The sequence below is a fragment of the Streptomyces orinoci genome (assembly GCF_003121295.1).
GTDB classification, from domain to species: domain Bacteria; phylum Actinomycetota; class Actinomycetes; order Streptomycetales; family Streptomycetaceae; genus Streptomyces; species Streptomyces orinoci.
In genome coordinates this window covers 37,798-49,511 of sequence record NZ_PHNC01000003.1, presented here as the reverse complement: position 1 = coordinate 49,511, position 11,714 = coordinate 37,798, and the positions used below count along the sequence as shown (strand labels likewise).

Below are 11,714 nucleotides of genomic sequence, written 5' to 3'. Positions count from 1 at the left end.
AGGCCACTCCGTTCACCGGCCTAGCCATGGGGAAAGCCCCGTACCAGGTCGCGGAGGGTCAACAGGAGCAGCCGCAGGTCGAAGCGGAGTGACCGGCAGTTGAGATAGAGCAGGTCGCAGCGGATCTTCTGCTGCGCCGACGCCCGGTAGCCATGGGTGAGTTGGGCGATTCCGGTCAGTCCCGGCCGGATGGCATGGCGGAGGTCGTAGTCGGGCAGGCAGCGGAACTGCCTGACGAACTCCGGGCGTTCCGGGCGCGGTCCGACCAGGCTCATCTCACCGCGGAGGACGTTCCACAGCTGCGGCAGCTCGTCCAGCCGGGTCCGGCGCAGCAGGCGCCCGACCGGGGTCACCCGGGGGTCATCCGCCGCGGCCAGTACCGGACCGGTCTCCCGCTCGGCACCGACGTACATGGTACGGAACTTGACCAGGCGGATGATGCGCCCGCCTTCGCCCACCCGGTTCTGGACATAGAACGGATGGCCGCCCCGGCAAGCCACCAGGGAGATCAGCAGGACCAGCGGAACCACCATGGGCGCGGCAAGGACGATCAGTACCAGTTCGGTGGTCCGCCGTACCAGTGCCCGGCCGCGGTCCCGCACCGGAAGCCGCAGGCACAGCCAGGGAAGTCCGCCGAGCCGCCGCAGACGCACCGTACCGAGCAGACCGTAGGCCGGGCGCGCCAGTACGAGCACTTCGACGCCGTGGACCATGGACAGCTTCAGCAGCCTGGCGTCCACATATTCCAGGGAGGATTTCACAAGCAGCAGGCTTGGCCGGCGAATTGTCAGCACCACGTCCAATTGGGCCAGGTCCACGGGGACGGATAGGCGCTCGACAATGATGAGTTCGTCGTCGAGGCGGTCTTCGTCGGCTTCCGGCCACATGCCGCCCTCCAGGACGACGGCGCTCGGCATTCCTCGCCCGGCCGGCCGTCTTTTTACGGCGGTTTCCTTGATCATGCCTGGTGGACGCGGTCGTTCTTGAATCAAATTGGTCACGACGCCTTCTCACATCACGCGTGCCCTGCGGCTAAGAATTGTGGGGCGATGAGTAACGGCGAACATATCCCCGCCGGCAGGGCCCGGAGAAGGAGTGAATACCGTAGCGAATACGCTGAGTTGAGACACCCGTAGCTAAACAGGCTTGTTATGACGGTTCATGTCTCCGGGCTCATCGCCGGAGGGCACACTCATCACCAGTGAGCGAAATGCCGGGCGGCGGAGGGCCTTGGCAAGCGAGGTCCGCCAATGCGGAAGCGGATCGAGGCCGGCCGCCGCCCATCGCTCATGACCGAGCACGCTGAAGGCGGGACGGGTGGCCGGGCGCGGGAAAGCCGAGGAGCGGACCGGGCGAATTCTCCGAGGATCAAGGCCGCTGAGTTCGAAGACGGCATGGGCGAATCCGAACCAGGTGGTGCGGCCGGACGCGGTGGCATGGTAGATCCCCGCCGGTGCGGTACCGGCCATGGCTCTGTTCCCGAGCCGCACCAGCCGGCCGGCCAGCACCAGGGACCAAGTGGGCTGCCCCTGCTGGTCATTGACGACTTCGACGGTATTCCGTTGGCGTGCCAGCCGCAGCACGGTGGCGACAAACCCGCCACCGTGCTCTCCGTAGAGCCAGGCCGTTCTGACCGTGTACCCGGTCGTCGGGAGGAGTTCGGCCACTCCTCGCTCACCGGCCAGCTTGCTGCGGCCATAGGCGTTCAGCGGTGCGGTCGGCCCGTCCTCCGGGTAGGGGGCGGCCGCGTCGCCGGGGAAGACATAGTCCGTGGAGACATGGATCAGACGCGCGCCGGCGTCTGCGCAGGCGGCGGCAAGGTGGCGGACTCCCGTGCCATTGACCGCCGTCGCGGTGGGCTCCGCGCTCTCCGCGCCGTCCACGTCGGTCCAGGCCGCGGCGTTGACCACGATGTCATGTCCCCCGACGGCGGCATGCACCGCCCGGGGATCGGTGATGTCCAGCAGGCCCCGGCTCAGCGCGGTCACCTCGGCCGCCGGATGGGCGCCGAGCACCCGGACGAGGTCATGGCCGAGCATCCCTCCGGAGCCGGTGACCAGCCACCGGACGGGTCCGTCCCGCCGGGCGGCAGCGACCTGGGATGTCATGACGGCAGCGCCGCCCTGGCCCTGAGCGGCTCCCACCAGTCGCGGTGGGCGCGGTACCAGGCGACGGTGGCGGCCAGCCCCTCCTGGAAGCCGATCCGCGGGCGATAGCCCAGCTGCTCGCCGATCTTGCTGATGTCCAGGGAGTACCGCAGGTCGTGGCCCTTGCGGTCGGCCACCCGGTCCACCATGTCCCAGCCGCTCCCGGTCGCCTCCAGCAGCAGCCCGGTCAGCTCCTCATTGGTCAGCTCGGTTCCGCCGCCCACGTGATAGACCTGGCCGGCGCGGCCACGGTGGAGCACAAGCTCGATGCCCCGGCAGTGGTCCGAGACATGGAGCCAGTCACGGACATTGCGGCCGTCGCCGTACAGGGGCACGCGCTGTCCCTTGAGCAACTGGGTGATGAAGAGCGGGATGACCTTCTCCGGGAACTGATAGGGCCCGTAGTTGTTGGAGCAGCGCGTGACCACCACATCCATGCCGTGCGTCCGGTGGTGGGCAAGGGCCAGCAGATCGGCCCCGGCTTTGGAGGCCGCATAGGGCGAGTTGGGCGCCGGCGGGGACTCCTCGGTCCAGGAGCCATGGGCGATGGAGCCGTACACCTCATCCGTCGACACCTGGAGAAAGCGGCTCACCCGGTGTCTGCGGGCCGCGTCCAGGAGCACCTGGGTGCCCAGGACATTGGTGGTCACAAACGGTCCCGCGCCGATGATGGAACGGTCCACATGGGACTCGGCGGCGAAGTGCACCACCACGTCATGACCGGGCATGACGTCGTCCACCAAGTCCGCGTCGCAGATGTCGCCGTGGACGAAGGAGTATCCGGGATGGGCGGTGACCGGCTGGAGGTTCGCCGCCACCCCGGAATAGGTCAGCTTGTCCAGCACGGTGACCCGTGGGCCGCGGGCTTCTGGGTCCCGCAGCAGGCGCCGGACGAACTCTGAACCGATGAATCCGGCGCCGCCGGTGACGAGTAAGCGCATGGCTCCATTTACTGGCCTGAGAATCCTCCGCTCAAGGCCATGTGCCGTTGTGTGGGTAGCAGTTCCGGTCGAAGGGAAGCTTGAGGGGTATCCGGTGGTGCTCCATGGTGTGAACACAAGTCCCGGGCGATACGCCTGACTTCCGGTGCAACCATGTGATTCAGCCGCCGCCTCTTTTCCGTCCGGAGGCCGCCCGCGCACCGACGGTGTTCCTAGAATCGGTCCATGCGCGGAATCGTCCTTGCCGGGGGCACCGGTTCGAGGCTCTGGCCGCTTACAAAAGCGGTGTCGAAGCAGCTCATGCCCGTGCATGACAAACCAATGATCTATTACCCACTCTCCACCCTGATCGCCGCGGGTGTACGGGATATCCTCCTCATCACAACTCCCGGGGACCGCCCGCAGTTCGAGCGGCTCCTGGGTGACGGTTCACACCTCGGTCTGCGCCTGCAGTACGCCACGCAGCAGCGTCCCGAGGGAATCGCCCAGGCCTTTGTCATCGGCGCCGATTTCATCGGTGACGAGCCGGTGGCGCTGATCCTCGGCGACAATATCTTCCACGGCGGCGGGCTGGGCACTCGGCTGCGGCAGCACAACGACCCGGCGGGGGGCCGCATTTTCGCCTACCCGGTGGCCAATCCCATGGACTACGGGGTGGTGGAGTTCTCCCCCGAGGGCCGGGTGGTGTCCATCGAGGAGAAGCCGGCCAGACCCAAGTCCCGCTATGCGGTACCCGGGTTGTACTTCTACGACAAGCGCGTGGTGGAGATCTCCCGGACCCTTCTGCCCAGCGCGCGCGGCGAGTTGGAGATCACCGCGGTCAACCAGGTCTATCTGCGCCGCGGCGAGCTCCGGGTGACCGTGCTCGACCGCGGCACCGCATGGCTGGACACCGGCACCTTTGTCTCCCTGGTGCAGGCTTCGGAATATGTCCGGGTGATCGAGGAACGCCAGGGGCTCAAGATCGGCTGTGTGGAGGAGGCCGCGTGGCGCTCAGGGCTCCTGAGCGACGAGAAGCTCCGTGAGCTGAGCGAGCCGCTCCTCAAGAGCGGCTACGGCCGCTATCTGCTCGGCCTTCTGGAAAGCGAGAGGTGAGCGCGATGCGCATTCGCGAGCTGGGCATTGACGGCGCCTGGGAGATCACGCCCCAGCAGCATGGGGACTCCCGCGGGCTGTTTCTGGAGTGGTACCGCTTCGACCGGCTGGCCGAGCGGACCGGTCATCCGCTGCGACTGGCCCAGGCGAGCATGTCCGTCTCCCACCGGGGTGTGGTGCGCGGCATCCACTTCGCCGATGTACCGCCAGGCCAGGCGAAGTATGTGACCTGTGTGCGGGGCGCGGTGCTCGATGTGGTGGCCGATCTCCGGGTGGGCTCCCCCACCTACGGACAGTGGGAATCGGTCCGGCTCGATGACATCGACCGCAAGGCCCTGTATGTCGCGGAGGGCCTGGGACACGGTATCTGCGCCCTCACCGGCCGGGCGACCCTCGCCTATCTGTGCTCACAGCCCTACAACCCGGCGGGGGAACACAGCGTTCATCCGCTCGACCCGCAACTGGGCATCCGCTGGCCGGAGAACCCTCTCCGGCTGTCCGCCCGGGACCAGGCCGCGCCGTCGCTCGCCGATGCCCGTTCACGCGGCCTGCTGCCCGAATACACCACCTGTTGCGCCTTCACGGAGTCCCTGTCCAAAGGCGCTCCGTGAAACGTCTGGGTGACGAGCCCCGGTGCTCGTCACCCAGGCTCATCACCCGGGCTCATCACCCGGGCTGCCGGGCGAAAATCTCAAAGGCCAGCGCGGCCGTGGTGTTCGCCGGGCTCAGCGTGGCGTCCCCGGCGAACACGGCCAGGTACTGGTTGGTGGTGATCAACGTCGGTGGCACGACCGCATTGCTGAGAACCGCCGTGCCATGCGCGTCCGTGACCGCCGTACCCAGGGTGAGGGGACCGGTGAGCGGCATGGCGCTGAAGGTGATGAGCCGGCCGGGGATGCCGGTCCCGGTCTGGTCGGTGAGGGTGGCGGTCAGTGTCGGGATGTAGAACTGGAAGTGGGAGAGGTCAAACCGGATGACGGCCGGAACCGCGGTGATCCTGGTCGGCAGGCCATTGACGAACAGGTTGAACTGCCCTGCCGAGCCGAGGAATTCGGCGTCCCCGCTGTAGACGGCGCTCAGCGCGTGGGAGCCCGCGGTGGGATCTTGGAGGGGCAGTGCGGCGGTCCCCGAGCCGTCCAGGGGCGTGGTACCGAGAGCCGTGTGGCCGTCGAGGAAGGTCACCGTTCCGGTGGGCGTGCCACTGCCCGGGGGGAGCACGATGACTCTCGCGGTCAGCCTGACCGGCCGGCCGACCGTCGCGGGGTCGGGCACGGCGGTGAGCACGGTCGTCGAAACGGCCTTGTTGACGGTTTGGACATCGACCGGTGAGGAGGATTGCCGGAAGTTGTTGTCCCCCTGGTAGACGGCGGTCAGCGAGTGGGATCCGGGCAACAGGGCAGCGGTGGTGAAGCCGGCCTGGCCGGCCGGGCCCAGGGTGGCACTGCCCACGGGGCTCTGGCCGTCGAGGAAGGTGACGGTGCCCGTCGGGACCCCTTGCGGTGAACTCACCGTCGTGGTGAAGACCTTGGGCTGGCCGAAGACCGTCGGATCAGGAGCCGTGGTCAGCGTGGTCGTGGTGGGGAACGGCGCGGCCGGGGTAATGGTCACCGTGTTGTCGCCGTTGTTGGTGACGTACAAAGTGGTGCCGTCCGGCGTGACCGCCGCATCCACGGGCTGCCGTCCCACAGGAATCACAAAGGTGACGGTGTTGGTGACCGTTGAGATGACGCTCACCGTGTCATCGCCGTTGTTGACCACAAAGATATGCCGGCCGTCGGGCGAGGCGGCCACGGCGACCGGTGACATGCCCACCGGGATGGTGGCGGTCACGGTGTTGTTCGCGGTGTTGATGACACTGACGGTGTTGTCCATGCCATTGGCCACATAGGCGCTCAGCCCGTCCGGGGTGAAGGCCACGCCGGTTGGCCCGGTACCCACCGGGATGGTCGTGATCGGTGCATTGCTGACCGTGCTGATCACATTGACGGTGTCGTCCACGTTGTTGGTCACATACACATTGCTGCCGTCCGGCGTCACGGCGGCCGCCACTCCCATGGGGCCGCCGCCCAGCGTGATGCCGGCGGTCACGGCATTGGTCGCGGTGTTGATGACACTCACGGTCCCGGGGCCGTCGCTGTTGGCGACATACGCCTGCCGGCCGTCGGGAGAAACGGCCACTCCCAGGGGTCCGGAGCCCACGGTGATGGTGGCGGTCACCGCATTGACCGCGGTGTTGATCACGCTGACGGTGCCGTCAGCGGTGTTGGTGACATAGACGGAAGCGCCGTTTGGCGTCGCCGCCGCCCCAAAGGGAAATGACCCCACCCGGATTGTCGTGAGGACGGCGTTGGTCGCGGTGCTGATCACGCTCACCGTACCGGGAGTGTCCCCCTCATTGAGGACATAGGCGCTTGCTCCGCCAACCGGGTTGACCACCACCCCGGTTGGCATGCTGCCCACCCGCACGATGGGGTCGGCCGGGGCCGCGTGGCCGGCGGAACCGCTTCCTTCCCGCTGCCCGATGAGCTGACGCCATTTCTTCTCAACAGCACTGGCCATGATGCGCCCTTAAGCCTGGAGGAATCGCTGGAAGGCGGACGCGCTCTGCCGCATATCACTCTCATCGCTATGGGTGTACGCGCAACAGGCCGACCGCGCCGACCGGTCATTGGGCCACGCCCGTCAACTACGGCGCCAGGCGCCTGCAAGCGGTCGGAGATCGATCAACTCCGGTTAAATAACTGGCTAGTTATCGGAGTTATGGACCAAGTAACCCACCATCGGTAAGTAAGAACAAGACTCCTGAGGCCATCACCGCCCAAACGGAGCATTGGTCATACAGCCGTATCTACCGCAGGTGCTGAGCTGGACGGCCCGGGCGACCCCCGGCTCCGTCCACCGCACCGTCACCGCCGGCCTCGGCGGCGGCACCATCTGCTCCACGGCTCCGACTGCACCTCCGCCCCGGGCGCCTGGTGCTCGGCCCTGGGCGTCCTTCCCCGCATCCTCGACACCTGCGCCCAACGCGGCCACGCCGTCGTCCCGTTGCGCGGCCATGGCCGGCCCTGGCCGGGAGCAATCCCGCCCCTCGATCGTCTACAGTTCCGCAGGCCGTCTACAGACGCATAGCCAATCGCTCTTCTACCCTCAACCGTCCGCAGGAAAGGGCTTGACCTCATGAACCGCCGCACCGTCGCCAAGCCGGCCGGGCGTGCCGGCCTCGGCGCGTGGACGGCGTTCGGCGTGCTGACCGTGGTCGTCGCCACTGGCGCCGGTGGGCCGCTCGGGCCGGACAACGGCCTCCTGTCGTGGTCGGTCGCTCACCGCCCGGCGACGGCACTGACCCTGGCCCGCTGGGTGACCGACACCGGCACCGGCGTCGTCCCCTACCTCCTCGCCGCGCTGGCCGGCCTGGTGGCAGGACGGACCCCACGACACCGGCTGCTCGCCGCCGCGCTCTGCGCCGCCTGCCTCGGGGCGGGGCAGGCGCTGCGGTACGGCGTGATGGAGCTCGCCCACCGGGCCCGCCCACCGCGCGGCGACTGGGCGGCGCATGCGAGCGGCTGGTCGTTCCCGTCGGGGCACACCACGACGTCGGCCCTCGCCGCCGGCCTGCTGATCGTTGCTGTCTCCGTGCGCGCCCCGCGCGGTGCGACGCCGCTGCGGCTGGCCGTCGGCTGCTGGGCCGTACTCGTCGGGCTGACCCGCGTCTATCTCGGGGTGCACTGGTCCACCGACGTGGTCGGCGGCTGGCTGTTCGCCACCGGCTGGCTGGGGATGTGCCTGTGGGCCATGTCCCGGTGGCTACCCGAATCATTCATCGCGGGCACGACCCAACCACCCAACGGGCCGACCGAGGACAACAAGGCGCCACAAATCCCTGACAGTTGAGGACGTTTCATCGTCAGCGACGGCCGCCATGTCCATGGACCGCAGCCGAATGGTGGCCTTTCCGCTGATGAGCGTGGGATGGCGGAAGCTGAAGCCACCATTGCGGTCTGTTCCCCCGCCCGTAGACCGAGACGCCGTGCTGCCGGACACCGATGTGCAGCCTGCGCTTTTCGACCCGGTAGGCGGGCCCCCGATGCAGCGGCTCGGCCGGTCGCGCCCGACCGTCACGGCTTCGTGGCAGGGCAGGGGCGTGCGGCCCCAGCGGCCCGATCCCGGCCGTCAGGCGGCTGATCAGGGCAGATGGAGAACTGGGACGGGAGTGTCTAGGGTCAGCGCGTGGCTTTCATCATGGTGTGCGAAGACGACGCGGCGGTCCGCGGCGTCCTCAAGCGCGCCCTGGAGCACGACGGCCACACCGTCTCCGTCGCCGCCACGGCCGGCAGCCTGCTGCGGCAGCTCGCACCGGCGCCCCAGCTGGTCGTCCTGGATCTCGGACTCCCGGACGCCGATGGCCGCGACGTCTGCCTGGCCCTGCGGGCTCGCGGCGTCGATGCGCCGGTGCTGATGCTCACCGCCCTGGACGGCCTGCATCACAAGGTGGGCGGCTTCGAGGCCGGCGCCGACGACTACCTGACCAAACCCTTCGACCTCCCGGAACTGCTGGTCCGCGTCCGAGCCCTGCTGCGCCGGGCCACCGTGGCGCCCGCACCGCGCGAGGTCGTCCTCGATCCGGCGAAGCACGTGGTGACCTACGACTCGGTGAGCAAGAGCCTGACCCCGACCGAGTTCCGGCTGCTGGGCCGCCTGATCGCCTCGCAGGGCGACGCGGTGCGCCGCCACGCCCTCATCGCTGCCGGCTGGCCACACGGAGCGCAGGTCAGCGACAACACCCTCGACTCCTTTGTGCGCCGGCTGCGGACCAAGCTCGGTCCGCTGGGTGTGGCCGAGCGTCTGGCGACCGTCCGCGGCGTGGGCTACCGGTGGCAGTGACGGGATTCCGCGGGAGGGTCGTCGCGCTCACTGTGCTGATCGCCACCGCCGTGGTCGCGATACTGGTCGTGGTCTCGCATGTGCTGCTGAGCCGGGTGACCGACGCCGACGCGCACGATCTGGCGCATACCCGCGCCGAGGCGGTCGCGGCGAACGTCACCACCGTGGGCGGCCGTGTCGTACTGACCGAGAACACCAGCGAGGCGCTGGACAAGGTCGCCTGGGTGTATGCCGACGGCCGCCTGATCGACGGGAACGTACCGGCAAGCGTGGTCGAGCGCGTCGAGGCGCTGGCAGGCTCACGGCGATCGCAGACCGCCGCCGTCGGCAACTACCTCCTGTATGCGCAGGAGGTCCCGATCGACGGCCACCACGTCATGGTGATCGTCCGGGTGGACCTCACGCCCTACGAGACATCCGAGCAACACAGCCTGACCTTGTCGCTGATACTGGGCGGCCTCACCATCCTCCTCGCCGGCGGTGTCGCGCACCTGGTGGTGCGCCGCGCGCTGCGGGTCGTGCACGAGATGGCCGCCCTCGCCGACGACTGGGGCCATCACGAACCCGGGCGCCGCTTCAACCTCGGAGTCCCCCGCGACGAGTTCGGGGAACTGGGGCGGACCCTGGACCACCTCCTGGAGCGCGTCGAGGCCGCGCTGGCGGACGAGCGCCGGCTCACCGATGAGATCGCCCACGAGCTGCGGACACCACTCACGGTCCTGCGGGGCGAGGCACAACTGGCGCAACTGTCCGGCGAGCCGGTGGCGCCGGAGGCGGTGCTGAGCGAGGTCGACCGCCTCAATGCGGCGATCACGACGATTCTGCGCGCCGCGCGCGCACGGAGTGACGCTGGGACCCGGTGCGATCTGCGCTCCGCCGCGCGGCAGGCGATCGCCGGCCGCGCGGTCGAGGTCGCCTTTCCCGCGAAGGCCGAGGTCGCCGTGGCGGCCGATGTCGCCGTATCGCTGCTGTCGCCCCTGCTGGAGAACGGCCTGCGGCATGCGCGGTCACGTGTGTGGATCACCGCGCGCATCCAGGGTGAGGCAATCGTGGTCGATGTCCTGGACGACGGTCCAGGGTTCGATCCCGCTGAGGTTGACCGGGTCTTCGAAGCGGGTGTGACCGGCGGCGGCGGGTACGGCCTGGGGCTGCCGGTGGTCCGGCGCATCGCCGCCTCGGCCGGGGTGGAGGTCCGCGCGATCGCGGACGGCCGCGGTCACGTCGAGGTGACGCTCCCGGCCGCGCTTGCGGCCACGTAGTCAGGTTGCTTGCAGGTTCCCCGCGCAAACCTCCCCGCATGACGACGACAGCCGAAGCACGCACGCGCAACGGGCGGCTCATGCTCAACAAGGTCCCCGAGGTCACCATCTGGTTCTGGGTGATCAAGGTCCTGTGCACGACGGTCGGTGAGAGCTTCGCCGACTGGATCAACACCCGGCTGGGCGTCGGCCTGGTGAACACGGCCTGGATCTTCACCGCGGTCCTCGTGGTGGTCCTGGCCGTCCAGCTGCGGCTCAAGCGGTACGTACCGTTCGCCTACTGGCTGACCGTGGTCGTTGTCAGCGTCACGGGCACCTTGTACACCGACATCCTGACCGACCAGCTGAACGTGCCGCTGTGGATCAGCTCCGCGGTCTTCTCGGTACTGCTCGCGGTGGTCTTCGGCGTGTGGTGGCTGCGTGAGCGCACGCTGTCGATCCACTCGGTCACCACGCTCTCACGGGAGTCGTTCTACTGGCTGACCGTCCTGGTCACCTTCGCGCTCGGCACCGCGACCGGCGACTGGACTCTGGAACTGACCGGCTGGAGCCCGGGCGTCTCGGTGCTACTGCCGCTCGGCCTCATCGCGGCGATCACAGCGCTGTGGAGGTTCGCCGCGAACCCGGTGCTGTCCTTCTGGCTCGCCTACATCCTGACCCGCCCGCTGGGCGCCAACATCGGCGACTGGCTCGCCTCCCCCAAGGTCGCCCAGAGCCCGGGCGACCCGACCGGTCTCGCGCTGGGCACGCTCACCACCAGCCTGATCTTCCTCGCCCTGATCCTGGCAACGGTGGTCTACCTGACAGTGACGCGCTCGGACGTGACCGAGACCCACCAGGCGGCCCACGCCGCACAGGTCACCGGCAACCCGCGCAAGGAGCGCATCGCGCTGGGCGGCTTCGGAGTGCTGGCCGTCGCCACCGCGGCCCTGCTGGTCTGGGCCCACGGTCAGCCGCACGTCGGCCCGGCGCCGGAGACCGAGACCACCTCCGCCATCCAGCTGCCTCCCGGCCAGGCGGTGAAGAACTTCCCGCCCGCCAAGGTCGGCGCGCTGCGGACCCTCGCATCCACCTCGCTCAAGGACGCACGCTCGGGAGACGCGGCCGGGGCCCACGCAGCCGCCCAGTCGCTGCGTGACCTGTGGGATGCCGACCAGTCCTCGCTCCAGCCGCTGGACCAAACCGGCTGGACCTCCATCGACGCCCAGATGGACAAAATGCTCAAGACCTTCGGCATCGACCACCCGAACCCGCCAATGCCACCGGCGCAGCAGGAGAGTGAACTGAACACCCTCCTGGCGGACCTGGGCTGACAGACCGCACAGCACCCGGCCGGCCCACCCGGCCGACGGGCTCGGCGTGCCTACGGCAGTGATGGATTTCGTCACGCC

10 protein-coding genes are annotated in these 11,714 nt (G+C 68.7%); 6 read left to right on the top strand and 4 right to left on the bottom strand.

The features are described 5' to 3' along the window. Window positions 1–20 precede the first annotated feature (20 nt). From CV755_RS00310 to rfbB, 3 genes are all read right to left on the bottom strand, one after another. Window positions 21–917 carry a sugar transferase gene (locus CV755_RS00310; protein WP_161968562.1) on the bottom strand — a complete coding sequence of 299 codons (897 nt, stop codon included), beginning with the start codon at window positions 915–917 and terminating at the stop codon, window positions 21–23. 219 nt (window positions 918–1,136) lie between these two features. Beyond that, window positions 1,137–2,108: a dTDP-4-dehydrorhamnose reductase gene (gene rfbD, locus CV755_RS00305; protein WP_109278057.1), complete on the bottom strand. Its 972-nt coding sequence runs from the start codon at window positions 2,106–2,108 to the stop codon at window positions 1,137–1,139. Then, window positions 2,105–3,088, bottom strand: coding sequence for a dTDP-glucose 4,6-dehydratase (gene rfbB / locus CV755_RS00300; protein ID WP_109278056.1), 984 nt, complete (start codon window positions 3,086–3,088; stop codon window positions 2,105–2,107). The genes rfbD and rfbB overlap by 4 nt, the downstream gene beginning before the upstream one ends. 225 nt (window positions 3,089–3,313) lie before the next feature. Between rfbB and rfbA the strand changes: the two genes are divergently transcribed. Further along, window positions 3,314–4,183 (top strand): glucose-1-phosphate thymidylyltransferase RfbA, encoded by an 870-nt coding sequence (gene rfbA / locus CV755_RS00295; protein WP_109278055.1) that lies wholly within the window; start codon window positions 3,314–3,316, stop codon window positions 4,181–4,183. Window positions 4,184–4,194: 11 nt separating this feature from the next. Then, entirely contained in the window at window positions 4,195–4,794 is a 600-nt protein-coding gene (locus tag CV755_RS00290) for a dTDP-4-dehydrorhamnose 3,5-epimerase family protein (protein ID WP_206608378.1), read from the top strand. 55 nt (window positions 4,795–4,849) lie between these two features. Here CV755_RS00290 and CV755_RS00285 read toward each other — a convergent pair whose 3' ends face one another. Beyond that, window positions 4,850–6,742, bottom strand: a complete 1,893-nt coding sequence (locus CV755_RS00285) for an Ig-like domain repeat protein (protein ID WP_109278053.1) — start codon at window positions 6,740–6,742, stop codon at window positions 4,850–4,852. Window positions 6,743–7,360: 618 nt separating this feature from the next. On the opposite strand from CV755_RS00285, the gene CV755_RS00275 reads away from it, so the two are divergent. From CV755_RS00275 to CV755_RS00260, 4 genes are all read left to right on the top strand, one after another. After that, on the top strand, window positions 7,361–8,074 hold the full coding sequence (locus tag CV755_RS00275; RefSeq protein WP_109278052.1) for a phosphatase PAP2 family protein: 714 nt from the start codon (window positions 7,361–7,363) through the stop codon (window positions 8,072–8,074). Between the two features lie 336 nt (window positions 8,075–8,410). Beyond that, window positions 8,411–9,064 carry a response regulator transcription factor gene (locus CV755_RS00270; RefSeq protein WP_109278051.1) on the top strand — a complete coding sequence of 218 codons (654 nt, stop codon included), beginning with the start codon at window positions 8,411–8,413 and terminating at the stop codon, window positions 9,062–9,064. A gap of 32 nt (window positions 9,065–9,096) precedes the next feature. After that, window positions 9,097–10,323 (top strand): sensor histidine kinase, encoded by a 1,227-nt coding sequence (locus tag CV755_RS00265; RefSeq protein ID WP_241560877.1) that lies wholly within the window; start codon window positions 9,097–9,099, stop codon window positions 10,321–10,323. Between the two features lie 38 nt (window positions 10,324–10,361). Then, window positions 10,362–11,636, top strand: a complete 1,275-nt coding sequence (locus tag CV755_RS00260) for a COG4705 family protein (RefSeq protein WP_109278049.1) — start codon at window positions 10,362–10,364, stop codon at window positions 11,634–11,636. Window positions 11,637–11,714: the final 78 nt, after the last annotated feature.